We start from the raw sequence: 24,708 nt of genomic DNA on the forward strand, positions 1-24,708 counted from the left end.
AATCCAATCTACCGGCTGAAAGGCCGGAAACCGCTTTCGGTCAGGACGGCATTCAATCTGACGTCATGATCTTCAGCGGGCACAAATGCCACCTCCTGGCAATCGAATGCAATCCCGATCAGCAGCGGGTCCCTGCCTTTTTCGTGCAGCCGCTGGATGGCGCGATCGTAATAACCTCCTCCGTAGCCGATCCGATGACCGGCCGCGTCGAAGGCCGAAAGGGGCACGAGCATGATGTCGGGCTCGAGTTCCGGCGCCTCCGGTCCAGGCGCCGAAGTGCCGAAAACGCCCTTCACCAGTTCCGCGCCGCGGATCAGTTCGCGGAAGACGATGGTCTGCTTGTCCAGGATGACGGGGACGCAGATTCGCGCCCCACGATCCCTCAGGAAAGTCATCAGAGGCCGAAGGTCGACCTCTGACCGTATGGGAAGGAAAGCGGAAACGATCGTGCCGAGACGGACGTCGACCACCTCTTGCCCGAAAGCCGTCAGGGCAAGGCTCTTTTCGATGCGCTCTTCAGGCGGGATCGCGTCGCGCGCGGCAAGTCGCTCCTCCCTCAGGGCTGCTTTCCTGCGGCTTTCCGTCATCAGTCGTCCGCCCGCCGCACCAGCAGCTTGTCGATGCGGCGTCCATCGAGATCGATCACCTCGAAGCACCAGCCGTCCTTTGTGAAACTCTCGCCCAGTTCGGGGATATGCTTCAGTTCGTCCAGCACGAAGCCGGCAACCGTCTCGTAGTCCGGATTGTTGCCTAGCGAGACCCCCATCTGGTCGGCGAACTCATCGACAGGCATCCAGCCGGCGACGAGGAAGGAGCCATCCTCGCGCGATACCACGGCAGGCTCCTGCTCCTCATCTTCCTGGAAGACGCCGGTAATGGCCTCTAGCACGTCGCCGGAGGTGATGATGCCTTCGAAATGGCCATATTCGTCATAGACCAGCACCATATGAGCCGGCGCACGCCGAAGCGCCTGGATCACATCGAGTGCCCCGGTGAGATCCGAAACCACCGGCGCGTCGCGCATCATGCTCTTGATATCGAACAGCTTGCCGCCGGCCATGAAATCATAGGCATCCTTGACGAAGAGCACGCCGATGATTTCGTCGGAACTGCCCTTGCGCACCGGCAGGCGGGAACGGGTCGTCGCCCTGAGCTGCGTCCGGAGCTCTTCCGGATCATCCTCCGTGTCGACCACCTCGACGTCGCGTCGCGGCGTCATCAGGCCGCGCGCAGTACGGTCGGCAAGCCGCATGACGCCCGAGATCATCGCCGATTCCTCGGTCTCGATCACTCCGGCGCTCTGCGCCTCGGCAAGCACGGTGCGGATCTCCTCGTCCGTCACACGGTCGCCGGTATCTCCCCTTTGCCCGAGAAGCCGCAGTACCGTCTGGCCGGATACGTCCAGGAACCAGACGATCGGCGCTGCCAGCGTGGCAATCAGCTTCATGGCAGGGGCAACGCGCGCCGCGACCGCTTCCGGAGCGCGCAGCGCGATCTGCTTCGGCACGAGTTCGCCGACGATCAGCGAAAGATAGGTGATGGCGACCACGACCGAGCCGACGCCAAGCGCATCCGCCGCGCTTGCCGAAAGGCCCTGGACCTGCAGCCAGTTGCTGAAACGGGTGCCGAGCGTCGCGCCCGAGAAGGCACCGGACAGAATGCCGACGAGTGTAATGCCTATCTGAACGCTGGAAAGAAAGCGGCCGGGATCTTCCGCAAGCCGTATGGCGGTCGCCGCCCCCCGGTTGCCCTGCTCGGCCATGACTTTCAGACGGATGGGGCGGGATGAAACAACGGCAAGTTCCGACATTGCGAGGACACCGTTCAGAACGGTGAGGGCAATGACGATGAATATTTCAGTTAACAAGAGAAGCTCTTTAGCTGGGACAATATCCTGCGCACGAAACAGCTTACCGCTTCGAAGGCCGTGCCGCCGCAAAACAGCCGGCAATTCCGGAAACGATATTTCGCGCACAGTTCAGAAAACCGGAACCGGTTTTCGGAGCTATGCACCTTCACTCGGCTGGATCATAGGGGGGCAGCTCGGCCAATGCAATGCTTGGAACAAAGGCAACGGCAATGTTTGGCGGATAATGCCTCAAGCCGGTGAAAACCCGACGAGGCGGCCAGCTTGCGGACGTCGTGAAACGGCGGCGCACCGCTTTACGAATTTCGAAAAAGAAGGAAGCGCGATCCACACAACCGGTGGAAACTTTCGATCCTGGGCGCCTACAAACGTAGGTGGGCGCCGTGTGTCCAGACCCACGAGTCTGGCCAGGGACAGCTCCCTTAGGATCGGGTATGGCCCCGAGGATTCATTTGTTCCTGTCGAGAAGCGCAGACCGCCCGCGCAATATAAGGGCGAACCGAGACTTGCGCCAGTGGCGCTTTGATTTTTTCCCGGCTTGTCTGGTTCGTATCAATTGACCGTTGCGGCGACACGGCCGTTGAGCTTGGCCGTCAGCCCGTTGAGCCGTACGGCGAGGTCGCTGAGCGCAAGCGCCAAGGCCTCGTCACTTCGCTGCCGCACTTCCAGAGCGCCGTCGCGATTGGACGCGAGCGAAGCGATCTCGCCTTCCAGCGCCGCGATCTTGCGCGTCATTTCCGAAAGCTCGTCCATGATCATGATGCCGGCCATGACCGTGACGCGAAGATCGCCGATCTCGCCGAACTGGCTCTTCAAATGGCTGACATAGCGGTCGAAGCGATCGGCGAGTTCGGCCAGGTGATCCTCCTGCCCCTCCTCGCAAGCCATGCGATAGGCCTTGCCGTCGATCGTCACCGTAACCTGGGCCATCGCATATCCTCGTTTAACGGTCCAGCACGGCGCGGATCGTCTCCATCGCCGTTACCAGCCGCCGGGAAACCTCCCGGTTGACCTCTTCCAAGCGGTTCGCCCTGAACTGCGATTGATCGAGTTCCTGCGCGAGTCTTGCCCGGTCGGCATGCACCCGCCTTACCTCGCCCTCGACATCGCTATTCATGCGCTGCCGCTCGATGCGCATATCGACGGCATTTTCCAGGCCGCCGATCGCCGCCTTGAGTTCCGAAATCGCCTGCTCCACCGTCTTTTCCGCGGGCATCCACTTTTTTCCGCTGCTGGCACCGAGGGCTGGCCGAATCGTGAAGCCGCCCTTTCCGACATGACGCGAGACTAGTCCCCGTCACGAAACCGGTCAACAAACCCGCGGTTAAGTGCCTGTCCTACCTGTGGATCATCGTTTTTCCCGGCGCATTGCAGGCACTTGCCGCACCTGCTCATAATTCAGGCAGGCTGCGGGATTGTTGGCCAAAGGGCCCTTTTCCGGAGCGCAGTTTTATTGACTTGCGCGTTGCACCTGCTAAGGATCACCCGCTTTCATACGGTCCTCTCCCAGGCCGTGATCGACACCGGAAAAACGGATTAGCCATGACCTCTCGCGACAAACATAACCGGATGGCGAATGCGATCCGATTCCTTGCCATGGATGCTGTGGAAAAGGCCAATTCCGGCCATCCCGGCCTTCCGATGGGCGCGGCCGACATCGCGACGGTTCTCTTCACGCGCTACCTGAAATTCGACCCGAAGAACCCGCTCTGGCCCGACCGCGACCGCTTCGTGCTGTCCGCCGGCCACGGCTCGATGCTGCTCTATTCTCTCCTCTACCTCACCGGCTACGAGGATATGACGATCGAGGATCTGAAGCAGTTCCGCCAGCTCGGTTCCAAGACCGCCGGCCACCCGGAATACGGCCACGCCTCGGGCATCGAGACCACCACCGGCCCGCTCGGCCAGGGCATTGCCAATGCCGTCGGCATGGCGATCGCCGAGCGCAAGCTCGAAACCGAGTTCGGCAGCGACCTTCAGAGCCACTTCACCTATGCGCTGTGCGGCGACGGCTGCCTCATGGAAGGCATCAGCCAGGAAGCGATCACGCTCGCCGGCCACCTGAAGCTCAACAAGCTCGTCCTCTTCTGGGATAACAATTCCATCACCATCGACGGCGCCGTCTCGCTGGCCGACAGCACCGACCAGGTCGCCCGCTTCAAGGCCGCCAACTGGAACACCATCGCGATCGACGGCCACGACATCGACCAGATCGCGGCCGCGATCGAAGAGGCGCAGAAGTCGGATCGCCCGACCTTCATTGCCTGCAAGACCGTCATCGGCTTCGGTGCTCCGAACAAAGCCGGCACCCACAAGGTCCACGGCGCGCCGCTCGGCGCGGAGGAAATCGCCGCCACCCGCAAGGCGCTGAACTGGGAGGCAGAGGCCTTCACCGTTCCCGCCGACGTGCTGGATGCCTGGCGTCTCGCCGGCCTGCGCTCCACCAAGGCCCGCAAGGAATGGGAAGAGCGTCTTGCCGCCACCGCTCCGGAGAAGAAGGCGGAATTCGTGCGCCGCTTCGCCGGTGATCTGCCGGGCGGCTTCGACAGCGCCATCGATGCCTTCAAGAAGAAGGTCGCCGAGAACAACCCGACGGTCGCCACCCGCAAGGCATCCGAGGATGCGCTTGAGGTCATCAACAGCATCGTCACCGAGACGATCGGCGGATCGGCGGACCTGACGCCGTCCAACAACACCAAGACCAGCCAGATGAAGTCGATCACCCCGACCGATTTCACCGGCCGCTACGTGCATTGGGGCATCCGCGAGCATGCCATGGCTGCGGCCATGAACGGCATCGCGCTTCATGGCGGCCTCATCCCCTATTCCGGCGGCTTCCTGATCTTCTCCGATTACTGCCGTCCCTCGGTTCGTCTCGCCGCACTCATGGGCATCCGCGTCGTCCATGTCTGGACGCATGATTCCATCGGCGTCGGCGAGGACGGCCCGACCCACCAGCCGGTCGAGCATCTGGCCGCACTCCGCGCCATCCCCAACCTGCTCCTCTTCCGCCCGGCCGACGAGACCGAAACGGCGGAATGCTGGCAGCTTGCACTGAAGGAGAAGCATCGTCCGTCCGGCCTGGCCCTCACCCGCCAGAACCTGACGCCGGCGCGCAAGGAATACGAAGAGAAGAACCTCTGCGCCTATGGCGCCTATGAGCTGATTTCGGCGAGCGACGCCAAGGTTTCGATCTTCGCTTCCGGCTCGGAAGTCGAAATCGCGATCAAGGCTCAAGGTCTGCTGGAGCAGAAGGGCATCCCGACGCGCGTCGTCTCCGTGCCCTGCGTCGAGCTCTTCGCCGAACAGTCGGAAGATTATATCGAGGCGATCATCGGCCATGCGCCGGTCAAGATTGCCGTGGAAGCTGCCGTCCGCGAGGGCTGGGACCACATCATCGGCTCCGACGGCGTCTTCATCGGCATGAAGTCCTTCGGCGCCTCCGGCCCAGCCAAGGAACTGTTCAAGCACTTCGGCATCACCGCGGAAGCGGTCGTCGCCGCTGCTGAACAGCACCTCGGCTGAGGCAACCTACGTGAAGATTTGAAAGCAAGCGGGAGTTTGTGAAATGACTGTCAAAGTGAGCATCAACGGCTTCGGCCGCATCGGCCGCAACATTTTGCGCGCCATCGTCGAATCCGGCCGCACCGACATCGAAGTGGTGTCCATCAACGATCTCGGCCCCGTCGAGACCAATGCTCACCTGCTTCGCTACGACTCCATCCATGGCCGCTTCCCGGCCGAGGTGAAGGTCGAGGGCGACACCATCATCATCAACAACGGCAGGCCGATCAAGGTCACGGCGATCAAGGACCCGGCAACCCTGCCGCACCGGGAACTCGGCGTCGATATCGCGATGGAATGCACGGGCATCTTCACCGCACGCGAGAAGGCCGCAGCACACCTGACCGCCGGCGCAAAGCGCGTCCTCGTCTCAGCCCCGGCCGAAGGCGCAGACCTGACGGTCGTCTACGGTGTCAACCATGACCAGCTCACCAGCGAGCACATGGTCATCTCCAACGCCTCCTGCACCACGAACTGCCTGGTTCCGGTCGTAAAGGTTCTTGACGACGCGGTCGGCATCGACCACGGCTTCATGACCACGATCCACTCCTACACGAACGACCAGCCCTCGCTCGACCAGATGCACAAGGATCTGTACCGCGCCCGCGCTGCCGCTCTGTCTATGATCCCGACCTCCACCGGCGCCGCCAAGGCCGTCGGCCTCGTCCTGCCGCACCTCAAGGGCAAGCTCGACGGCACCTCGATCCGCGTTCCGACCCCGAACGTCTCGGTCGTCGATTTCAAGTTCGTCGCCAAGAAGGCGACTACGGTTCAGGAAATCAACGAGACCATCAAGGCCGCCGCCAACGGCAAGCTGAAAGGCGTCCTCGGCTATACGGAAGAGCCGCTCGTCTCGCGCGACTTCAATCACGACAACCATTCCTCGATCTTCGCGATCGACCAGACCAAAGTCATGGAAGGCAACTTCGTGCGTATCCTCACCTGGTACGACAACGAATGGGGCTTCTCCAACCGCATGAACGATACTGCGGTCGCTTTCGCGAAGTTGATCTGATCAGCGGCATGGCCGCTTACTTTCTCCCCACAGGGAGAGGGTAAGATGAAACAGCACTAAGAAGAGCGGGCCGGAAAATCTCCGGCCCGCTCTTCTTTTTCGTTCCCTGCCCTTCTCTTGCCGGAATTGTTCCTGCCTAATCAGCTCATTGTCCGATTCTCCGGCGTCCCCGCCGGTGTCCGCCTCATACCCCAGGTCGCCCGGCGACAACGGCACAGTGCCCGCCATTGGCGGGTGCTGGGAGGCGGGAATCGTGCGGACGGCATGGCTGCGTGTGAAGGAAGGAACGGCTTCGTGGAGGCATTCTACATCATCCTCTTGGTCGGCACGATCCTGGTGCTGGCGGCCGCATTCTCGAGCCTGCTAGCCTACCGCTTCGGCGCGCCGCTGCTGCTCATCTTTCTGTCGATCGGGCTGATCGCCGGCGTCGACGGCCTCGGTATCCAGTTCGACAATTTCCCCTTCTCCTACATGCTGGGCTCACTGGCGCTGGCGATCGTGCTCTTCGATTCCGGCTTCGGCACCTCGATCCACTCCTTCCGCATCGCAGCGCTTCCGGCGCTCACGCTTGCCTCCGTCGGCGTGCTCCTGACGGCCGGCATCTTCGCCTTCGCCGCCTCCCTGCTTCTCGGCCTCTCGCTTCTCGAAGGCCTGCTGCTCGGCTCCATTGTCGCGTCGACGGATGYGGCAGCCGTCTTCTTCCTGCTGCGTATCGGCGGCATCAACATCCGCGACAAGGTGCGCTCCACGCTGGAAGTGGAATCCGGCACCAACGACCCGATGGCGATCTTCCTCACCATCGCCCTTGTCGACCTGCTGGCGGCGGGCCGGGGTTTCGGCGGGCTCGACCTGCACTTCCTGTTTCTCTTCATCGAGGAAATGGGGCTCGGCATGATCTTCGGCCTACTCGGCGGCATGATGATCGTGTGGGTGCTGAACCGCTTCACCTCCGATCGCGGGCTCGCTCCGATCTTCGCGCTGACGCTGGCGCTCCTCGTCTTCGCCTTCACCGGCGCGATCGGCGGCAGCGGCTTCCTCGCCGTCTATGTGGCCGGCATCTATGCCGGAAACCGCAAGATGTTCGCCAAACAGGCGATCGCCCGTTTCCACGAGGGGCTCACCTGGCTGGCGCAGATCATCATGTTCCTCGTGCTGGGCTTGCTCGCCACGCCCTCGCAATTCCCGCCGATCATCCTGCCGGCGGTGGCGCTTGCATTGTTCCTGATCTTCGTCGCCCGCCCGATCGCCGTCTGGCTGAGCCTGATGCCCTACGACCTTACCCAGCAGGAAACGGGCTTCGTCGCCTGGGTGGGCCTGCGCGGCGCGGTCTCCATTCTGCTCGCCATCCTGCCGGTCATCGGCGGGCTCGAGAATGGCGTGATCTATTTCAACACCGCCTTCATCATCGTGCTCGTCTCGCTCTTCCTGCAGGGCTGGACGATCAAGCCGGTAGCCCAGCGGCTCGGCCTCATCACCCCGCCCCGGATGGGTGCGGTGGACAAGGTGGAACTCGACCTGCCCGGCGCCGCCCATCACGAGCTGATCTCTTACCGCGTCGTGAAGGACAGCCCCATTCTCAGCGGCGAGCGCATTCCGCGTTGGGCCTTGCCGTCGCTCGTCATCCGCGACGGCAAGAGCATGCGCTACCAATATGCCGGCCGGCTGCGTGAGGGCGACCAAGTCTATCTCTTCGTCTCGCCCGCCTATACGCGCCTGCTCGACCGGCTCTTTGCCAGCCGCGTACCGGTGGAGGAGGACGATACCGAATTCTTCGGCGCTTTCTCGATTTCACCGACCGGCCCCGCCAAGGAACTCGATGCGGCCTATGGTCCCGGCCTGCTCTCCCCTGCCGAAAAGGACATGACCGTCGGGGAACTGATGGTCCACCGGCTCGGCGGCAAGGCGGATTACGCCGACCGCATGCGCTTCGGCTCCATCGTGCTGATCGTGCGCGAACTCGACGAGCACGACAACATCCACGGCATCGGCATCTCCCTGGAACCGGTCGAGCCCGCGACCAACCTGCCGATCTTCATCAACATGCGCGAGATCGCCCACCGCGTCCGCGACTTCCTGCGCAGGCAGAGAGGCAAGCCGGTCCCGCCGAAAAGTGCTGGCCCATCGGGAGGTCCCGGCACAGCGGTGTGATGAGGCTTGCGTCACCGGTCAGGCATAGTATGGTCCGGCTCCAACCACTTCCCAGGAGATGCACCCAGCCATGCCGGCCTTCAAGACCCTCGACGACCTTTCCGACATCGCAGGCAAGCGCGTTCTCGTGCGTGTCGATCTCAACGTCCCCGTTGCCGACGGCAAGGTGACGGATACGACTCGTATCGAGCGCGTCGCGCCCACCATCACGGAACTGTCTGAAAAGGGCGCCAAGGTAATCCTGCTCGCCCATTTCGGCCGTCCGAAGGGCGAGCCAGTCGCGGATATGTCGCTGTCGCTGATTGTCCCCGCCGTCGAACAGGCTCTCGATCATGCGGTTCTCTTCGCCTCCGATTGCATCGGCCCGGCGGCTGAGGAAGCGATCGCGAAAATGGCGGACGGTGACGTCCTGCTCTTGGAGAACACCCGCTTCCACAAAGGCGAGGAAAAGAACGATCCAGCCTTCACGGAAGCACTGGCCAAGAACGGCGACATCTACGTCAACGACGCCTTCTCCGCCGCCCATCGCGCACACGCCTCCACAGAAGGTCTTGCCCACCATCTACCGGCCTATGCCGGCCGCACCATGCAGGAAGAGCTGGAGGCCTTGGAAAAGGGGCTCGGCAATCCGGCCCATCCGGTCGTGGCGATCGTCGGCGGCGCTAAGGTTTCCACCAAGATCGACCTCCTCATGAACCTGGTGAAGAAGGTCGACGCGCTGGTGATCGGCGGTGGCATGGCCAACACGTTCATTGCCGCACGCGGCACCAATGTGGGCAAGTCGCTCTGCGAGCATGACCTCGCCGATACCGCCAAGCAGATCATGATCGAGGCGGCAACGGCGGGCTGCGCCATCATCCTGCCGGTCGATGGCGTCGTGGCACGCGAGTTCAAGGCGGGTGCCGCCAGCGAAGTGGTTGATATCGAAGCCATTCCCGCCGACGCCATGGTGCTGGACGTGGGCCCAAAGTCCGTCGAAGCGGTCAATTCCTGGATTTCCCGAGCCAATACCCTCGTCTGGAACGGCCCTCTCGGCGCTTTTGAGATCGAGCCCTTCGATGCTGCGACGGTTGCAGCGGCAAAGCACGCGGCCGAAGAGACGAAGGCGGGCAAGCTGATCTCGGTCGCCGGTGGCGGCGATACGGTGGCAGCGCTCAATCACGCTGACGTGGCCGACGATTTCAGCTATGTTTCCACCGCCGGTGGCGCTTTCCTGGAATGGATGGAAGGCAAGGAACTGCCGGGCGTAGCGGTGCTCGCCAAGAACGCCTGATCCGAACTTTGGTGGAAACGGCGCTCGGACATAGGCCCGGGCGCCGCGCGGTCAAGACCTTTTAAAAAATTCATTTGTTTTAAACGATTGAAATAATTTCAATCGTTTCAGTCGTTTAAGGCAGGATTTTCCTTCTCTATAACTTCTGTTATCGGCGAATTGCCAGATTGGGAGATATGAGCGCGTTTCGCGCCAACTTTAGGGACAGGAGTGTAGTATGGTGGACGCGAAGATGTTGAACAAGATGAGTTCTGCGCCCGGATTTATTGCGGCGCTGGACCAAAGCGGTGGTTCAACACCTAAAGCGTTGCGTCTTTATGGCGTGTCCGACTCCGACTATCAGGGTGATGAGGAGATGTTCCGCCTGGTGCACGCCATGCGCGTCCGCATCATGAGCGCGCCCGCGTTCAAAGGCGATAAGGTTATCGGCGCTATCCTCTTCGAGCGGACCATGGACGGCGACGTCGATGGTGAAGCCGTTCCGTCCTACCTTTGGGAGAAGCGCGGCGTCGTGCCCTTCCTCAAGGTCGACAAGGGCCTCAATGCCGAAGAAAACGGCGTTCAGACGATGAAGCCTATGCCCGAGTTGGATGCTCTCCTGATCCGCGGTCGCGAAAAGGGGATCTTCGGAACCAAGATGCGCTCGGTAATCGGCCACGCCGACAAGGCCGGGATCGCCGCCGTCGTAAAGCAGCAGTTCGAGGTGGCGCGCCAGATTATCGGCCAGGGCCTCATGCCGATCATCGAGCCGGAAGTTTCCATCAAGAGCCCGACGAAGGAACAGGCTGAAACGATTTTGCGCGATGAGATCGCACAGCAGCTCGACAAGCTTCCCGCGGGCGAGACGGTCATGCTTAAATTGACGATCCCGACGGTCGCCGATTTCTATGCTCCTCTGATCGCCCACAAATCGGTCGTCCGCGTCGTCGCCCTTTCCGGCGGCTACAGCACCGCGGAAGCCTGCGAAAAGCTCAGCCATAACCATGGCATGATCGCGAGTTTCTCCCGCGCCTTGGCGGAAAACCTGCGCGTCACGATGAGCGACGCGGAATTCGATGCCAGCCTGGCCGAAACGATCGATCAAATCTACGCCGCAAGCGTCAACAAGTCCTGATGATCGGCTGTAAGGCATATCGTTAATCTGCCGGCCAGCGCGCCTTTTCGCATCGCGCAAGATGGACAGCCTCGCCGCCGAGGGACGAACCGATAATGATGAAAGGCCGTGCCGGCGCTCCGGCACGGCCTTTCATTTTGCGCCTTCGAACTTAACTACGCATCCGGCGTTCCATGGAGAGGAGGTGAGCCATGAGCGACTTGAAAACACAGGTCCGCGCTCTTTTCGATGATTACGGACGGATCAGCGACCAGGCTCTGGTGGCTCCGCAGGCGGCGGACTTCGAGCGCCTTGCCGATGCCTTTGCGGAGCACTTCGTCGGCTCGGCCCCGCAAGGCGTATTCGCCGGGGCAAATGACGCCAAGCTCAGGAAGGTGATACCCCAGGGCTTCGCCCATTATCGCGAGGTCGGCGGAAAGCGGATGCTGWTGCAGGGCTTGCAGATCACACCGCTCGACGACCTGCATGCGGTCGCCGCGGTCGACTGGGAATTCGCCTATGAAAACAAGGCGGGCAAGACAGGCAATATCTGCTTCACCAATTTCTATTTCGTCGCGATCGCAAGCGGCGAACCGAAGATTTTCGCCTATGTCACCGCCGACGAACAGAAGGCGATGAAGGATCACGGTCTCGCCTGATGCGAGACCGTCCAGGATCGCTTCTGTTTTGCTGATGGAGCGATCAAAAACATTGGCTGGCGGCAGCAGGGACGAAGCGTTTTAATCGGGACATCCGCCCCAAAGGAGACCTCATGCCGACCGCCGAATACGTCACCGTCGATGTCTTCACCTCCGAACGCTTCAGCGGCAATCCGCTTGCCGTTATCCCCGATGCGCGCGGCATTAGCGGCGAGGCCATGCAGAAGATCGCAACGGAGTTCGGCTATTCGGAAACCACTTTCGTGCTGCCGCCCGAAAGTCCGGAAAACAGCGCCCTTGTCCGCATCTTCACGCCGACGGCGGAAGTCCCTTTCGCCGGCCATCCGAATGTCGGCACCGCCTATGTGCTCGGCCAGCGGCCCGAACTCTTCGGCAAGCCGGTCGGAGACAGGCTGCGCTTCGAGGAACTGGCGGGCTTGGTGGAGGTCGAACTCCAGCGCGAGGAAAGCCGCGTCATCGGCGCCACCATCCGCGCACCGCGCCCTCTCGATGTCGGCGACGAGGTGACGCCCGATCTCATCGCCCGCTGTGCTTCCATCGAACCCGCCGCAGTCCTTACCCGAACCCATGCCCCGATCTTCGCCTCCGTGGGCCTGCCCTTCGCGCTTGCCGAAATCGATGGGCTCCAGGCGCTCGGCGCCGCCTGTCCCGATCTTTCCGCCTTCCGTGAAGCGGCAAGCCGTCACCGGGTGACTGATTTCTCGCTTTTCCTCTATGTCCGCCAGGAGCCGTGGCAGGTGCGCGCCCGCATGTTCGCGCCGCTCGACAATGTGACGGAAGACCCGGCGACCGGCAGCGCATCGGCCGCACTCGCCGCCTATCTGGTGACGCTTGCCGAGGAAACGGAACTCGATACCCAAATCATCGTCGAGCAGGGTGTGGAGATGGGCCGCGCGAGCATCATCGAACTCGATGTGAGAAAGCGGGGCGGCATCGTCCGCGACGTCCGCATCTCCGGCCGCTGCGTTTCCGCCATGCGCGGCGCTATCGACTGGTGATCAGGTAAAATCCCTGAGCAACAGAGCCACGGCCCATATCGCGAAGGCGAAGACCGCAAGCTTCCAGAAATCCCCACGCCGCCTCAGACCCGGCAGGTCGAGCGGACGAATGATCTGCACCAGCATGGCCAGGATCAGCAGGACCGAGATCGTTTTCGTCATTGCTTTTTAACCTCGCCCTCGCGCGCCATAGGCTGGACATTTTTGCGCTTCACCACAGATAGCCATTGCAGGGATTCGGGAACGGCATCCGGCAGGGACTGCGTTAACGCGTGCTTTACCACAAGGCAACAAAGCTACTCACCGCCCTGGGTTCTCAGGGTTGATCGCCGATACGAAAGAAAAAGACAGTATCGAAATGAGCCGAAACCTGCTGCCCGTCCTCGCCCTGCTTTCCGGTACGCTATTTCTCTTCCTCGGCAACGGTCTCCAGGGGTTGCTTCTGCCGCTCCGCGGCACCCAGGAAGGCTATTCCAACGACGTCCTCGGCCTTCTCGGAACAACCTGGGCGGCAGGCTTCGTCCTTGGCTGCTTCGTGGCACCGAACGTGGTGCGGCGCATAGGCCATGTGCGGGCGTTTTCCGGCTTCCTGGCGCTTATCTGCCTCAACGTGCTCATCACCGGCATTTTCGTCGAGCAGACTTCCTGGCTGGTGCTGCGCGCCATTACCGGCTTCTGCACGGCCGGCACCTCGATGATCATCGAAAGCTGGCTGAACGAGAGGGCAACCAACGAGAGCCGCGGCGCGATTTTCTCCTTCTACATTTCGATCACTCTGTTCGGCGTCGTCGGCGGCCAGCTCATGGTGCCCTTCGCGGATGTCTCGACGCCGCTGCTTTTCATGGTCTGCGGCATTCTCTATTGCGTGGCGCAATTGCCGACGACGCTTTCCAAGGCGGCCTCCCCCCAGCCGCTGAAGCGCGTGAACCTCGATCTCCGGGCGCTCTTCCGCAACTCCCCCATTGCCTGTGTCGGCATTCTGCTGATTGGCATTGCCAATGGCGCCTACGGCACGCTCGGCGCGGTCTTCGCAACCAGGGTGGGGATGGATCACGCCGCCGTCGCCGCCATGGTCAGCATCACCATTTTCGCGGGCGCGATTGCGCAGTTTCCGGCAGGCCGGCTTTCCGACCGGATGGACCGCCGCCATGTGCTGGCGGGGCTCTCCGCGGTCTCTGCGGTTGCCGGACTCGCCCTCGTCCTCTTTCAGCCCGCCAATGTCTACGTCATCATTGTGCTCGTCGCGTGCTATGGCGCCGCAGCCAATGCGCTCTATCCGATCGCAGTGGCGCACGCCAACGACTATGCCGCGCCGGAAGATTTCGTGAAGGTCTCGGGCGGGCTGCTGCTGCTCTTCGGTATCGGCACCATCATCGGTCCGAGCCTCGGCGGACCGGTGATGACTTCGCTCGGGCCGCATGCGGTCTTTGCAGTTACCGCCGGCGCGCATATTCTAGTGTCGGCCTATGCGGTCCTGCGCAGCCGAGCCCGCCCCCCCGTACCGGTGGACGAGCGCGACACCTACACGACCGCGCCCGCCGCGACGACGCCGCTCGGAACGCCGGAAGGACTGTCGCTCGATCCGCGCGCCAACACGGAGGCGGCAACCGACATGAACCAACCGCAGGAGAGTCAGCATGAGCTTTCTCGATGACGATAGACCGAAAAAGCCTGCCGCCCACGAGCTGGGCTCCGATCTTTCGATGCTTTCGGTTGACGAACTCGACACCCGCATCGGCTTGCTGAAGGAGGAGATCCTCCGGATGGAGGCGGAGAAGGAGCGCAAGACGGCCGGCAGGCGCGCGGCGGACAGTTTCTTCAAGAGCTGAAAGCCTGCGTCAAACCGGGAATTCTGTGAAAACCGGTAGCCGGTTTAACGCGGTATTAATCATTAATGGACTATATCATGGGGCATCCAGACCTTCTGGATTCAGACAGTTTCACCGTTCGGCGAATAGGTCTGATTTTCTCCCTGTTTTACCTTGAGAGCCGCTTTTGCGGCTCTTCTTTTAATGGCCCCCACCGAAATTGTGGGTATTAACCTTTCCTTAAGAAACGTCTTGCGGATTTCCGCTATAAGGCTCATGTTCAGGTCAATTAGAACGGCACGGGAACTTTCTGCCGACGTCCCCATTGCCTGAATGTGATGCGTTAGCGGGAATGAAATCATGTCAGAACAGGGATTGAACACGATCAGCTTTGCTGGGCGCGCCGCTGCCTCCCCGCAGTTCAAGGCGCTCTATTCCGAAGGCATGGCGCTGGTCGAGGAGACGGCGAGCTATCTCGATGGCACCGGACGCGCCGCCTCCAAGGTTCTGCCCCGCATGGCATCCGTTCTCTATGCCGCTGAATCCATGCGTCTCACCACCCGCCTCATGCAGATGGCTTCCTGGCTTCTGCTGCAGCGCGCGGTCAACAACGGCGAAATGAGCCGCGAGCAGGTTCTTTCCGAAAAGAGCAAGGTCCGCCTCGACGGCTTCAACGTGGATCGCAACGCGCCCGGCTGGCTCGACCTGCCGGAAGGTTTCCGCGATCTCGTCGAACGCTCTCTGCGCCTGCAGAACCGCATCGCTCTTCTCGATCGCGAGATCTACCGCCCGAACGACGCTCCGGTCATCCCGGATAACGAAAACAGCGTCCGCGCCCAGATCAGCCTACTGCACACCGCGTTCGGGAATTGAGCTAAGTAAAATCCGAAAACAAAAAGGCAGGCCATGCGCCTGCCTTTTTGTTTGAGCTGATTGACTGTGCCAGTTGCGGCAGACGCTCACCCTCCCCTTGAGGGGGCGGCACGTGGTGCCGGGTGGGGTGATGAGGCATAACGCACCACAACGCACGAATAAAACTAATACCTGGAGTGCGGAAGGCGAACCCGGAAGATCACGATACGCTTTAGTCACTTCACTCCTCTCGAACCTCCGGTTTGATCTCCCCTCAAGGAGGGCGCCGCCCGATTCTCTGGCAACAAAAAAGCCCGGCTTTCGCCAGGCTCCTTGTTCGTTCCATCCAAGCGGATGATYAGAGGCCGAGGCCGCCGAAACGCTTGTTGAACTTGGAAACGCGGCCGCCGCGATCCATGATCTGCTGGTTGCCGCCGGTCCAGGCCGGGTGGGACTTCGGGTCGATTTCAAGGTTCATGGTCGCGCCTTCGGTACCCCAGGTCGAGCGGGTCTCGTATTCGGTACCATCGGTCATGACGACCTTGATCGTGTGGTAGTCGGGATGAATGTCAGCCTTCATGTCGATAATCCTGCTCTCACGAGGTCCATTTGTCGCAATTGCGAGCGGGAAGCCTCTTCAATAAATGAAGCCGCAGACCGATCCGGCCACGGCTTCCCAATTCGATGCGGAGCCTATACAGGAAGGTCGCTGGAAGTACAAGTACCCGTATGGCCTTGAAGCGGCCGAAGGAAAACAGAGGAAAAAATTGGCCGAAGCCCGGGAAACCGAAAACAGAGGCAGGGCGCTGAAGCCGCTCGCAAGGCTCCTCCCTTATCTTGCCCGCTATCGCCAGCTGGTCGCCGCCGCCGTTTTCTTTCTGATATTGGCCGCCGCGACCACGCTGGCGCTGCCGCTTGCCGTACGCCGCATGGTGGACCACGGCTTCGCCGCCGCCGACGGCAGCTTCATCAACAACTATTTCGGCATGCTCCTGGCGCTCGCCGCCCTTCTCGCGGTCGCCAGCGCCATGCGCTATTACTACGTCATCACTATCGGCGAGCGGGTGGTGGCGGATTTGCGCCGCGAGGTCTTCGCCCATGTGACGCGCCTTTCGCCCTCCTTTTTCGACGTCAATCAGTCGGGCGAGATCGTGTCCCGGTTGACCGCGGATACGACGCAGATCAAGTCCGCCTTCGGGTCGGCGGCATCCCAGGCGCTTCGCAACACGATTCTCTGTCTCGGTGCCATGGGCATGATGATCTATACGAGCCCGCGCCTCTCGGGCCTGGTGCTCGGCGCCATCCCGCTGATCGTCTTTCCGCTCGTCGCCTTCGGACGCTCGGTGCGCCGCCGTTCGCGCGCGGCCCAGGATACACTTGCGGAAACCACAGCCTTCGCCGCCGAAACCATCGGCGCGACCCGTACCGTGCAGGCTTTCGGCAGCGAAGCCGCCTCCGAAAACCGCTACGGCGGGGCGGTGGAGGCAGCCTATGATGCAGCGCGGGCCGCCATCCGGGCACGCGCCCTGCTCACCGGTTTCGCCATCCTGCTCGTCTTCGGCAGCATCGTCGGCGTCCTCTGGTATGGCGCCCAGAGCGTACTTTCCGGCACCATCACCGCCGGCACGCTCGGCCAGTTCGTGCTCTATTCGGTCATTGCCGCCAGCTCGCTCGGCCAGCTTTCCGAGGTCTGGGGCGAACTTTCCCAGGCAGGTGGCGCGGCCGAACGGCTGACCGAACTGCTGCACGAAGTGCCGGCCGTCCGCGACCCGGAGAACCCGGTCGCTCTCCCCTCCCCGGCACGCGGCGAAGTGGAGTTCGAGGGCGTCTCCTTCGCCTATCCGGCGCGCATCAGCGCCATCACCMTCAACGATCTTTCCTTCCGCATCCGGGCCGGTGAGACGGTCGCGATCGTCGGCCCTTCCGGCGCCGGCAAGAGCACGATCCTCTCGCTGCTCCTGCGCTTCTACGATCCGACCGCCGGCGCCGTGCGCCTCGATGGCGTCGATCTCCGTCAGGCAGCGCTCGCCGACCTCCGTTCTCGGCTCGCCATCGTCCCTCAGGACGTGACGATCTTCGCCACCTCCATCCACGACAACATCGCCTTCGGTCGCCCCGACGCCAGCCGCGATGCGGTGCGTGCCGCGGCCGTCGCTGCCCAGGCGGATGAGTTCATTTCCAGGCTCGACCAGGGCTACGACACCATGGCCGGTGAACGCGGCATCACGCTTTCGGGCGGCCAGCGCCAGCGGATTGCGATTGCCCGGGCGATCCTCAAGAACGCGCCGGTGCTGCTGCTGGATGAGGCGACCTCCGCGCTCGATGCCGAAAGCGAGACGCTTGTGCAGAAAGCCCTGGATGGTCTCATGCGGGATCGCACCACGCTGGTGATCGCCCACCGTCTGGCGACGGTGCTGAAGGCGGACCGCATTCTGGTCATGGATGATGGCCGCATCGTCGAGGAAGGCACGCATCAGAGCCTCATCGCGGCCGGCRGGCTCTATGCCAAGCTCGCCCGGCTGCAATTCCACGACATCGAACGGCAGAGCGCCGCCGCTCTCTGAATACGGCCGGTTACTCTGCGGGTTTGAAAGTCCACTTCACGACATACTCGCCGTTGCGCTTCACCTTGGTCTTGGCTCGCACTTCGACCGGTCCGCCGAGCAGCGCCTCCGCCTGTTCGAAAGCTTCGCGCGCTTCCGCCATGGCCTTGTGGTAGGCGCTGTTGTCGCGCTTGGGGCTCTCGGCGACCGCCTTCAGAAGAGCGGCCATGTCCGGCTTGTGATTGACCATGAATAGGTTCTTGCTCAGCGCTCGGTCAGCTTCAGTTCGATACGGCGGTTCTGCGAACGCGCCTCCGGCGTGTCGCCCTCGGCGATCGGCTGATATTCGCCGAAGCCCGCGGCCACGAGACGGTTTGCCGGCACGCCCTTGGAAATCAGGTGCTTGACGACCGAGGTGGCACGTGCCGAGGAAAGCTGCCAATTGTCTTGGAAACGGCCGGTACCGGAAAGCTGGACATTGTCCGTGTGCCCGTCGACCCGCAGCACCCAGTTGATTTCCGGAGGAATTTCCTTGGCAAGATCGAGCAGCGCGGTAGCCAGCTTGTCCATCTCTGCCTGTCCTGCGGGGTCGAGCTGATCGCCGCCCGGCGGGAAGAGCACTTCCGACTGGAAAACGAAACGGTCGCCGACGATGCGGATGTTCTCGCGATCGGAGAGGATTTCCCTGAGCCGGCCGAAAAAGTCGGAACGGTAGCGGTTGAGCTCCTGCACGCGCTGGGCAAGAGCAACGTTCAGACGCCTTCCGAGATCGGCGATCTGGGTCTGCGAGGCCTGATCCTTTGCTTCGGAAGCCTGCAATGCCGCCTCCACCGCGGCGATCTGAGCGCGAAGCGCAGCAATCTGCTGATTGAGCAGCTCGATCTGGTTCATGGCCCGCGCGCTCACCTGCTGCTCCTCCGAGAGCTTGCCGGTCAGCTCGCCGATCTGCGCATTGGCGGCATTGCTGCTGCCGGCGCCTTGGTCGAGCAGGGTCTGTAGGCGGGAACGCTCGCTTTCAGACGTGGCAAGCGAGGACTGCAGCGTCGCCAGCATATCCTCCATGTCCTGGTTGTTGCCCTTTTCCAGCGCCAGGAGCTGCGTCAACTCGGCGATCTGGCTGTTGAGCCGGTTCAAAACCTCGTCGCGGCCACTGATCTCGCGGCTGAGCAGATATTGCGCCAGCACGAAAACGGTGAGCAGGAACATGATGGCAAGCAGCAGCGTGGAAAGCGCGTCCACGAAGCCCGGCCAGTAGTCGACACCCCGCTCGCGACGGCGGTTCTTTGCGAGCGCCATCGCCTACTTGCCCCCGATCTTGTCGGAAAGCCGGTCCAGGGTCCGCCGCAGGGCCCTGGATTCCTCCTGCTGCGCCTCGATCCAGTCTCGCAGCATCTGCTGTTCGTTGCGCATGTTGCGCACGAGGCCCTGAATGCCTTCGGCGAGATTGGCCATGGCGGCGAGAGAGCGGTCGCTTTGCGGCCCGTCCTGGCTCTTGGCGAGCGCAGCCTGGCTGGCGGCAAGCTTGCGCAATTGCTCCGCCACCAGCCGCAGATCATCCGCCGAACCGGACGCGACGGCTGTTCCAGTGAGCGCGGAAGGCAGGTCGGAACCGACATCGGTCACGGAGGAAAGCCAGTTCTCGAGCTCCGTATAAAAGCGGTTCTGCGCACGGCCGGCCTGCAGATCGAGGAAACCGAGGATCAACGATCCCGAAAGGCCGAGCAGCGAGGAGGAGAACGCCGTGCCCATGCCGCCGAGCGGCTGGGCAAGCCCGCTCTTGATCGCCGCCAGCACATCGCTCGATTCGCCGGAATTGGGGTCCAGCGCGCCGATGACGTTGCTGATCGAGCCGATCGTCTGGATAAGGCCCCAGAAGGTGCCGAGCAGGCCGAGAAAGACCAGGAGGCCGATGAGGTAGCGGGAAGTATCGCGCGATTCGTCCAGCCGGGTGCCGATCGAATCGAGGATCGAGCGGAAGGCCGTGGTCGAGAGCCGCGTCTGCCGTCGCCCGATCAGCGAACGCATCGGCGCGAGCAGTCTTGGTTCGCGGCCAACTTTTTCGGCGCTGCCGGCAGCCCGGAAGGAGTTGAACCAGCGCACCTCCGGAATGAGGCCGATCACCTGGTTGAAGACGAGAACGATACCGATCAGCAATACGCCGAGGATGAGGCCGTTGAGACCTGGATTGGTCTGGAAGGCATGCGCGGCCTGTCGGTAGAGAATGGCGGAGACGAATCCGACGATGATGAGGAAGAGCACCATCGTCCAGAGGAAGGGAACGGGATTGGAGAGCTTGTAGTTGTAGCCGCGGTCCGTTTCCGCTTCGTCCAGATCGTCCACCCTCGCATCCATCATGATATGCCTTTTGCCTCCGGGTACCATTGGCCGGAGGCTAGTGGAAAAATGCGACGAATTGAAGTGTGCAGGCCGTGGAAAAGACGGGACTATTGCCCGTCGGCAGCGCTCAGCGGGTCGGTATCGGCCGGTTGACGACCTCGATCAGCGCCTTGTGGATGAGTTCGTTGCCGGCGACCACGTTGCCGCTGCCGAAAATATCGGTCGCACCCTTCATGTCGCTGGTGAACCCGCCCGCCTCGCGAATGAGGATGAGGCCCGCCGCCATGTCCCATGGCGAAAGGTCGGCTTCCCAGAAGCCGTCGAGACGGCCCGCCGCCACATAGGCGAGATCGAGTGCTGCCGCGCCCATGCGCCGCATCCCGGCCACTTCGCCCATCACATGGCGCAGCTCCACCAGGAACTTGCCATGGTTGCCGCGCCCGAGATGCGGTACGCCGCAGCCGATGACGCAGTCGGAAAGCACGCGGCGCGACGCGACGCGGATGCGGCGATCGTTAAGAAAGGCGCCGCCGCCCTTTTCGGCGGTGTAGAGCTCGTCAGCGGCAGGATTGAAGATGACGCCGGCGACGATCTCGCCGTTGCGCTCCAGCGCGATCGAGACCGCGAACTGTGGAATGCCGTGCAGGAAGTTCGTCGTGCCGTCGAGCGGATCGACGATCCAGCGATGCGCGCCATCCGTGCCCTTCACCTCCTGGCTCTCCTCGCCGAGGAAGCCATAGGTGGGACGCGCCTTGATCAGCTCTTCGCGAACGATCTTCTCCGCCCGCAGGTCCGCCTGGGACACGAAATCGCTCGGCCCCTTCACGGAAACCTGCAGGTTCTGCACCTCGCCGAAATCGCGGCTGAGAGACTTGCCGGCCTTGATGGCAGCCTGAACCATGACGTTGAGAAGGGCGGAGCGGGCCATGCGGGAAATCCTTGGCGGGTGTCCCGTACTGGTGTGATCGGGACGGGCGTTTTACGGGCGATGTCGAGATTGGCGGTTCAAGACCACAAAACCGCGGGAAATTCAAGCCTTGCGGCCCCTACTCCATGCACAGCCGTGCGCTTGACTATATTTTGGTAGTTTCCTAAATTACAAATATGGATACCGTTTACAAAGCYCTTGCCGACCCGACCAGGCGCGAAATCCTGCGCCTCTTGCGAAAGCGCGACATGAGTGCCGGCGAGATCGCCTCCCATTTCTCGCTGGCGAAACCGACGCTCACCGGCCATTTCGCGGTACTGCGCGAGGCGGACCTGATCCACGGTGAAAAGGCGGGAACAACCATCACCTACAGCCTGCACCTTTCCGTGCTCGAGGACGCTCTGCGCCTGCTCATGGATAAGTTCGGCATCGGGGAAACGGTTTCGGAAGCCATGACGGGAAAGGAGAAGCAGCCATGAAGATCGCCGTGCCTCTGACCCTCAGCCTCATTCTGCTGGCGGCCATGGCGGCCGCCTCGGCCATTGCTCTTGCAATACTTCCGGCCGATGCCTCGATAGGCGTCCATTTCGACCTGAGCGGCAATCCGGACCGCTTCGCCACGCCGCTCTTGGCCGTTTCCATAATGCCGACGGCGGCCCTTTTCGCCATATTGATGTTCTGCCTTGCTCCGCGTTTCGAAAAGCGGCGCGAAAATCTTGCTCGCTCCGGCCGCGCATATGCGACCGTCTGGGCCGTAACCCTCGTTCTTTTGGCCGCCGCCCACGGTTTTATCCTTGCGCGGGCATTCGGCATCGAAGTCTCGGTGACTCACGGCATGGTAGGGGGCTTAGGATTGCTGCTAATCGCGACCGGCAATATCGCGGGGAAGATCCGGCCCAATCGCACCGTCGGCGTCAGAACACCCTGGACGCTCGCCGACGGCGACAACTGGACAAAAACGCATCGCCTTTACGGGTGGTTTTCAGTCGTTTGCGGGCTCGCCGTCATCCTTGCCGCGCTCTTCGCGAAATCGACTCACCTAGTGGGCATCATCGGCATTGGGGCACTGATTGCAACCGCGGTCGTGCCGACGGGGTATTCCTTCTGGCTCTCTCGGCGGAAAGCGACCTGAGCTGCGTCGAACCGACACCTTCCCGCTCCCTCGCCTGCGCTTGGTGCGTTCGCATCGACAATCGATTCACTGGATCGATTGCTTCGGCTGCGCCGAACCGGTGCTCACACCGCGCCGGAACTTGTTCGCGGCGTCGATCGCCTGGCGCTGCTGTTCGTCGTTGATGCCGAGATAGAAATCCTCGAGCGCCGGATCCTGCAGGCCGGCACGGCGGGAGAGCACATACCATTTCGCCGCTTCTACCGGATTGGGCCTGGTGCCGAGCGCATTAATATAGAGATGCGCGAGTTTGTTCTGGGCCACCACATTGCCGCGATGAGCCGCAATCCTGAGCCAGTCGAAACCCTTCTCGTAATCGCGCGGGCCTCCGACGCCGTTCACCAGCCAAAGCCCCATATCAAGCTGGGCGGTATCGAAGCCGGCCTTGGCGGCGCGCTCCATCCATTCGCGGGCCTGGGTCTTCTTCTCCGCCGGCGCGTCCTTGACGGCGACGTAGAGCTGCGCAACCGCATATTGCGCGTCGGCGAGCCCCTGCGCGGCCGCCTTTTCATAGAACGGCAGCGCGAGCTTCAGCCCTTTCTCGCCGGGATTGTCCGAAACCAGGATCTGCGCCCAGTTGAACTGCGCAGAGGAGTTTCCGGCTTCCGCAGCCTTGCGCATGTATTCGTCGGCCTTGGTCTTGTCATGCGCAACATGCCGGCCGCTCATCAGGAGCAGCGCGTATTGAAACATCGCGGCCGGATCGCCGCGCTCCGCCGCCTGCCCATACCAGAACGTGGCCGCCTCCGCGTCGCGCTTGATGCCGAACCCCTTCATCATCATTTCGGCGACCAGCGTCTGGGCTGCGGCATCCCCTTTCTGGGCGCGGGCGAGCGCCAGGTCGAGCGCGGTCACGTAAAGGCCTCGCTGATAGGCGCCGTAAGCATCGTCGGCGGGCACTGTAGCGGGCTTTTCAGCCGGTGCCGGCGGCAGTCTCGCGCCCATGCGCTGATAGAGTTCAACGCCTCCGGAAGGCACGATGCCGTCCGGCTGGGCCTCCGGCTCCTGCAGCCCGCCCGTCTCCGCATTGCCCTCCTGCGCTCCGACCCGCCCCTTCTTGATCGGCTCGGCGACCGGCTCCAGCGGACGCGAGACAGCCGGCGGCTGGGCCTGCGCCACGGCAAGCCCAGGCAGGACGGCGCAGGCGAACGCCGTCGCCAGCAACGCATCACGGATCAGTCGGGTTCGGCGGTTCAGCGGCATGGGCTCCATCAAACCTCAAACCGTGGCGCTTTTTCGTCCAGCATCGCGTTGATTTCCGCAACCGCGACAGCCGCGCCGGCGGGGTGGGCGAAGACCGCCGAGCGGAGGGCAACGAATTCCGCCCCCGTCTCGGCCACCGCGAGAGCCGAGGCGATCTCGCTGCCGCCCATCACGATGCAGGGGATTTCCACCATCGAGGCCCACCACTCCCCGAGCGCCAGGTTCTTGGGATGCGCCTCCGGCTTGATGTCGCCGTCGAGCTTTCCGAAAAAGATGTAGTCGGGCCTCAGTTCCCCGATCTCCAGCGCCGCATGGCGGTCGGCCGCGCCACCCGCGCCGACGATGAGCTTCGGCGTGAACTTCTCGATCGCCTCGCCGATTTCGGCGGGGCCGCCGGTCATGTGCAGGCCGTCCGCTTTCGCCCGACCGGCAACCCGGCTGTCGCCTGCGATCAGCGCCGCAGCACCCGCCGCCTGGATGATCGGCACCAGTTTCTCGGCCCGCTTCTGGAAGGTCTGATCGTCCAGGCCGTATTGCGGCAGGATGACGGAGGATACGTCACCGCCGCGCAAAGCATCCTCGATACCTTTCGCCTGGACTGCCGCATCCTCGTTTTCCGGCACGATCAGCACGAGGCGGCAACGGTCTTCCGGTTCGGTCATGGCATATCCTGTTCAGGCACGGCATTTGTTTATCTTCTGGAACAATCCGATAGACCGGACAGCGGCAAGGATCAATCGCCGGCCCAATGCATGTCGCGCAAAAGTGCGCGGCGGTTTTGCGATAACGACTGCCTCAAAACAGGATTTAAGGCGCAAGAAGCGAATCTGAAGGATCGCGACGCGCTTCAAGACGGAAAGTGTGGAGCGCAAGGAAAGCTCCTGCTGCAATGCACAATAAAATCTTGCCGTCATCCGGCGTTTACCGTAAGTTCAGGGAATGACGAGCGTTGATCCCTTCGCAGCCATAGCTGATCCGAACCGCCGGCATCTGCTGGAAGAGCTTCGGCGCTCCCCGAAAACGGTCAATGAACTGGCGCAGGGCCTGCCGATCAGCCGCCCCGCCGTTTCCCAGCATTTGAAGGCGCTGCTCGAAAGCAATCTCGTGACGGTCACCGCCAGGGGAACCCGACGGGTCTATTCCGTCAATAACAAGGGATTCGACAGGCTGAACCTGTGGCTGGATCAGTTCTGGTCGTGACACCGGCCGCGACCAGAACCGTGATGAT

Annotated in this window: 26 protein-coding genes and 1 other RNA gene; 14 read left to right on the top strand and 13 right to left on the bottom strand. The window is 62.3% G+C overall.

Features of this window, described 5'->3' with window-relative positions; translation table 11 throughout:
- Positions 1-8: 8 nt before the first annotated feature.
- The 5 genes from LCM4573_RS02730 to LCM4573_RS02750 form a co-directional block, all read right to left on the bottom strand.
- On the bottom strand, positions 9-587 hold the full coding sequence (locus LCM4573_RS02730; RefSeq protein ID WP_071004282.1) for a 5-formyltetrahydrofolate cyclo-ligase: 579 nt from the start codon (positions 585-587) through the stop codon (positions 9-11).
- Positions 587-1,867 (bottom strand): hemolysin family protein, encoded by a 1,281-nt coding sequence (locus LCM4573_RS02735; protein ID WP_083347282.1) that lies wholly within the window; start codon positions 1,865-1,867, stop codon positions 587-589. The genes LCM4573_RS02730 and LCM4573_RS02735 overlap by 1 nt, the downstream gene beginning before the upstream one ends.
- Positions 1,868-2,187: 320 nt before the next feature.
- Positions 2,188-2,347: non-coding RNA, 6S RNA (ssrS, locus tag LCM4573_RS02740), on the bottom strand.
- 72 nt (positions 2,348-2,419) lie between these two features.
- Positions 2,420-2,797, bottom strand: a complete 378-nt coding sequence (locus LCM4573_RS02745; protein ID WP_071004283.1) for a cell division protein ZapA — start codon at positions 2,795-2,797, stop codon at positions 2,420-2,422.
- A 13-nt stretch (positions 2,798-2,810) separates the two neighbouring features.
- The gene (locus LCM4573_RS02750; RefSeq protein ID WP_071004284.1) at positions 2,811-3,083 is read right to left on the bottom strand and encodes a DUF4164 domain-containing protein; all 273 of its coding nucleotides are present in this window, start codon (positions 3,081-3,083) and stop codon (positions 2,811-2,813) included.
- A gap of 326 nt (positions 3,084-3,409) precedes the next feature.
- Between LCM4573_RS02750 and tkt the strand changes: the two genes are divergently transcribed.
- The 7 genes from tkt (at position 3,410) to LCM4573_RS02785 (ending at position 12,638) form a co-directional block, all read left to right on the top strand.
- On the top strand, positions 3,410-5,392 hold the full coding sequence (gene tkt, locus LCM4573_RS02755; protein ID WP_071004285.1) for a transketolase: 1,983 nt from the start codon (positions 3,410-3,412) through the stop codon (positions 5,390-5,392).
- Between the two features lie 43 nt (positions 5,393-5,435).
- Positions 5,436-6,446 (top strand): type I glyceraldehyde-3-phosphate dehydrogenase, encoded by a 1,011-nt coding sequence (gene gap, locus LCM4573_RS02760; RefSeq protein ID WP_071004286.1) that lies wholly within the window; start codon positions 5,436-5,438, stop codon positions 6,444-6,446.
- Between the two features lie 294 nt (positions 6,447-6,740).
- Entirely contained in the window at positions 6,741-8,594 is a 1,854-nt protein-coding gene (locus LCM4573_RS02765; protein ID WP_071005149.1) for a potassium/proton antiporter, read from the top strand.
- Between the two features lie 70 nt (positions 8,595-8,664).
- Positions 8,665-9,867, top strand: coding sequence for a phosphoglycerate kinase (locus tag LCM4573_RS02770; protein ID WP_071004287.1), 1,203 nt, complete (start codon positions 8,665-8,667; stop codon positions 9,865-9,867).
- Positions 9,868-10,084: 217 nt separating this feature from the next.
- Positions 10,085-10,981 carry a fructose bisphosphate aldolase gene (locus tag LCM4573_RS02775; RefSeq protein WP_071004288.1) on the top strand — a complete coding sequence of 299 codons (897 nt, stop codon included), beginning with the start codon at positions 10,085-10,087 and terminating at the stop codon, positions 10,979-10,981.
- 191 nt (positions 10,982-11,172) lie between these two features.
- Positions 11,173-11,619 carry a hypothetical protein gene (locus LCM4573_RS02780; RefSeq protein ID WP_071004289.1) on the top strand — a complete coding sequence of 149 codons (447 nt, stop codon included), beginning with the start codon at positions 11,173-11,175 and terminating at the stop codon, positions 11,617-11,619.
- A gap of 113 nt (positions 11,620-11,732) precedes the next feature.
- The gene (locus LCM4573_RS02785; protein ID WP_071004290.1) at positions 11,733-12,638 is read left to right on the top strand and encodes a PhzF family phenazine biosynthesis protein; all 906 of its coding nucleotides are present in this window, start codon (positions 11,733-11,735) and stop codon (positions 12,636-12,638) included.
- Here the strand turns inward: LCM4573_RS02785 and LCM4573_RS28230 are convergent, their stop codons facing one another.
- Positions 12,639-12,800 (bottom strand): hypothetical protein, encoded by a 162-nt coding sequence (locus LCM4573_RS28230; protein WP_198539676.1) that lies wholly within the window; start codon positions 12,798-12,800, stop codon positions 12,639-12,641.
- Between the two features lie 196 nt (positions 12,801-12,996).
- Between LCM4573_RS28230 and LCM4573_RS02790 the strand changes: the two genes are divergently transcribed.
- The 3 genes from LCM4573_RS02790 (at position 12,997) to LCM4573_RS02805 (ending at position 15,319) form a co-directional block, all read left to right on the top strand.
- Complete coding sequence (locus LCM4573_RS02790) at positions 12,997-14,292, top strand: MFS transporter (protein WP_071005150.1); 1,296 nt, start codon at positions 12,997-12,999, stop codon at positions 14,290-14,292.
- Entirely contained in the window at positions 14,276-14,467 is a 192-nt protein-coding gene (locus tag LCM4573_RS02795) for a DUF1192 domain-containing protein (RefSeq protein WP_071004291.1), read from the top strand. Before LCM4573_RS02790 ends, LCM4573_RS02795 begins: the two co-directional genes overlap by 17 nt.
- Positions 14,468-14,806: 339 nt before the next feature.
- Positions 14,807-15,319 carry a DUF1465 family protein gene (locus LCM4573_RS02805; RefSeq protein WP_071004293.1) on the top strand — a complete coding sequence of 171 codons (513 nt, stop codon included), beginning with the start codon at positions 14,807-14,809 and terminating at the stop codon, positions 15,317-15,319.
- Positions 15,320-15,656: 337 nt separating this feature from the next.
- Here LCM4573_RS02805 and rpmE read toward each other — a convergent pair whose 3' ends face one another.
- Positions 15,657-15,878 carry a 50S ribosomal protein L31 gene (gene rpmE / locus LCM4573_RS02810; protein ID WP_071004294.1) on the bottom strand — a complete coding sequence of 74 codons (222 nt, stop codon included), beginning with the start codon at positions 15,876-15,878 and terminating at the stop codon, positions 15,657-15,659.
- 64 nt (positions 15,879-15,942) lie between these two features.
- Between rpmE and LCM4573_RS02815 the strand changes: the two genes are divergently transcribed.
- Entirely contained in the window at positions 15,943-17,862 is a 1,920-nt protein-coding gene (locus LCM4573_RS02815; RefSeq protein ID WP_407071704.1) for an ABC transporter transmembrane domain-containing protein, read from the top strand.
- Positions 17,863-17,872: 10 nt separating this feature from the next.
- Here the strand turns inward: LCM4573_RS02815 and LCM4573_RS02820 are convergent, their stop codons facing one another.
- The 4 genes from LCM4573_RS02820 to LCM4573_RS02835 form a co-directional block, all read right to left on the bottom strand.
- A complete protein-coding gene (locus LCM4573_RS02820) occupies positions 17,873-18,091 on the bottom strand; it encodes a hypothetical protein (protein ID WP_071004295.1) in 219 nt (72 codons plus the stop codon).
- A gap of 14 nt (positions 18,092-18,105) precedes the next feature.
- Complete coding sequence (locus LCM4573_RS02825) at positions 18,106-19,137, bottom strand: peptidoglycan -binding protein (protein WP_071004296.1); 1,032 nt, start codon at positions 19,135-19,137, stop codon at positions 18,106-18,108.
- 3 nt (positions 19,138-19,140) lie between these two features.
- Positions 19,141-20,196, bottom strand: a complete 1,056-nt coding sequence (locus tag LCM4573_RS02830) for a flagellar motor protein MotA (protein WP_071004297.1) — start codon at positions 20,194-20,196, stop codon at positions 19,141-19,143.
- A gap of 109 nt (positions 20,197-20,305) precedes the next feature.
- Positions 20,306-21,106 carry an inositol monophosphatase family protein gene (locus LCM4573_RS02835; RefSeq protein WP_071004298.1) on the bottom strand — a complete coding sequence of 267 codons (801 nt, stop codon included), beginning with the start codon at positions 21,104-21,106 and terminating at the stop codon, positions 20,306-20,308.
- 176 nt (positions 21,107-21,282) lie between these two features.
- Between LCM4573_RS02835 and LCM4573_RS02840 the strand changes: the two genes are divergently transcribed.
- Positions 21,283-21,585 carry an autorepressor SdpR family transcription factor gene (locus tag LCM4573_RS02840; protein ID WP_071004299.1) on the top strand — a complete coding sequence of 101 codons (303 nt, stop codon included), beginning with the start codon at positions 21,283-21,285 and terminating at the stop codon, positions 21,583-21,585.
- Positions 21,582-22,238 carry an SdpI family protein gene (locus LCM4573_RS02845; RefSeq protein WP_071004300.1) on the top strand — a complete coding sequence of 219 codons (657 nt, stop codon included), beginning with the start codon at positions 21,582-21,584 and terminating at the stop codon, positions 22,236-22,238. Before LCM4573_RS02840 ends, LCM4573_RS02845 begins: the two co-directional genes overlap by 4 nt.
- Positions 22,239-22,304: 66 nt before the next feature.
- On the opposite strand, the gene LCM4573_RS02850 is transcribed toward LCM4573_RS02845, so the two are convergent.
- Both LCM4573_RS02850 and LCM4573_RS02855 read right to left on the bottom strand, forming a co-directional pair.
- Positions 22,305-23,489: a tetratricopeptide repeat protein gene (locus tag LCM4573_RS02850; protein WP_116285276.1), complete on the bottom strand. Its 1,185-nt coding sequence runs from the start codon at positions 23,487-23,489 to the stop codon at positions 22,305-22,307.
- Positions 23,489-24,142 (bottom strand): thiamine phosphate synthase, encoded by a 654-nt coding sequence (locus LCM4573_RS02855; RefSeq protein ID WP_071004301.1) that lies wholly within the window; start codon positions 24,140-24,142, stop codon positions 23,489-23,491. The genes LCM4573_RS02850 and LCM4573_RS02855 overlap by 1 nt, the downstream gene beginning before the upstream one ends.
- 277 nt (positions 24,143-24,419) lie before the next feature.
- Between LCM4573_RS02855 and LCM4573_RS02860 the strand changes: the two genes are divergently transcribed.
- On the top strand, positions 24,420-24,680 hold the full coding sequence (locus LCM4573_RS02860) for a helix-turn-helix transcriptional regulator (RefSeq protein WP_071004302.1): 261 nt from the start codon (positions 24,420-24,422) through the stop codon (positions 24,678-24,680).
- The last annotated feature ends 28 nt before the right edge of the window (positions 24,681-24,708 follow it).

It is taken from the genome of Rhizobium sp. LCM 4573, from assembly GCF_001854865.1.
GTDB lineage: Bacteria > Pseudomonadota > Alphaproteobacteria > Rhizobiales > Rhizobiaceae > Neorhizobium.

Excerpts from the sequence above, each read along its gene's own strand:
- tkt (WP_071004285.1), top strand. The coding sequence starts at position 3,410 with ATGACCTCTCGCGACAAACATAACCGGATGGCGAATGCGATCCGATTC.
- LCM4573_RS02775 (WP_071004288.1), top strand. The coding sequence starts at position 10,085 with ATGGTGGACGCGAAGATGTTGAACAAGATGAGTTCTGCGCCCGGATTT.
- LCM4573_RS02825 (WP_071004296.1), bottom strand. The coding sequence starts at position 19,137 with ATGGCGCTCGCAAAGAACCGCCGTCGCGAGCGGGGTGTCGACTACTGG.
- gap (WP_071004286.1), top strand. The coding sequence starts at position 5,436 with ATGACTGTCAAAGTGAGCATCAACGGCTTCGGCCGCATCGGCCGCAAC.
- LCM4573_RS02795 (WP_071004291.1), top strand. The coding sequence starts at position 14,276 with ATGAGCTTTCTCGATGACGATAGACCGAAAAAGCCTGCCGCCCACGAG.
- LCM4573_RS02855 (WP_071004301.1), bottom strand. The coding sequence starts at position 24,142 with ATGACCGAACCGGAAGACCGTTGCCGCCTCGTGCTGATCGTGCCGGAA.
- LCM4573_RS02785 (WP_071004290.1), top strand. The coding sequence starts at position 11,733 with ATGCCGACCGCCGAATACGTCACCGTCGATGTCTTCACCTCCGAACGC.
- LCM4573_RS02860 (WP_071004302.1), top strand. The coding sequence starts at position 24,420 with ATGACGAGCGTTGATCCCTTCGCAGCCATAGCTGATCCGAACCGCCGG.
- LCM4573_RS02820 (WP_071004295.1), bottom strand. The coding sequence starts at position 18,091 with ATGGTCAATCACAAGCCGGACATGGCCGCTCTTCTGAAGGCGGTCGCC.
- LCM4573_RS02805 (WP_071004293.1), top strand. The coding sequence starts at position 14,807 with ATGTCAGAACAGGGATTGAACACGATCAGCTTTGCTGGGCGCGCCGCT.
- LCM4573_RS02790 (WP_071005150.1), top strand. The coding sequence starts at position 12,997 with ATGAGCCGAAACCTGCTGCCCGTCCTCGCCCTGCTTTCCGGTACGCTA.
- LCM4573_RS02835 (WP_071004298.1), bottom strand. The coding sequence starts at position 21,106 with ATGGCCCGCTCCGCCCTTCTCAACGTCATGGTTCAGGCTGCCATCAAG.
- LCM4573_RS02745 (WP_071004283.1), bottom strand. The coding sequence starts at position 2,797 with ATGGCCCAGGTTACGGTGACGATCGACGGCAAGGCCTATCGCATGGCT.
- LCM4573_RS02750 (WP_071004284.1), bottom strand. The coding sequence starts at position 3,083 with ATGCCCGCGGAAAAGACGGTGGAGCAGGCGATTTCGGAACTCAAGGCG.
- LCM4573_RS02730 (WP_071004282.1), bottom strand. The coding sequence starts at position 587 with ATGACGGAAAGCCGCAGGAAAGCAGCCCTGAGGGAGGAGCGACTTGCC.
- LCM4573_RS28230 (WP_198539676.1), bottom strand. The coding sequence starts at position 12,800 with ATGACGAAAACGATCTCGGTCCTGCTGATCCTGGCCATGCTGGTGCAG.
- LCM4573_RS02830 (WP_071004297.1), bottom strand. The coding sequence starts at position 20,196 with ATGATGGATGCGAGGGTGGACGATCTGGACGAAGCGGAAACGGACCGC.
- LCM4573_RS02850 (WP_116285276.1), bottom strand. The coding sequence starts at position 23,489 with ATGGAGCCCATGCCGCTGAACCGCCGAACCCGACTGATCCGTGATGCG.
- LCM4573_RS02845 (WP_071004300.1), top strand. The coding sequence starts at position 21,582 with ATGAAGATCGCCGTGCCTCTGACCCTCAGCCTCATTCTGCTGGCGGCC.
- LCM4573_RS02770 (WP_071004287.1), top strand. The coding sequence starts at position 8,665 with ATGCCGGCCTTCAAGACCCTCGACGACCTTTCCGACATCGCAGGCAAG.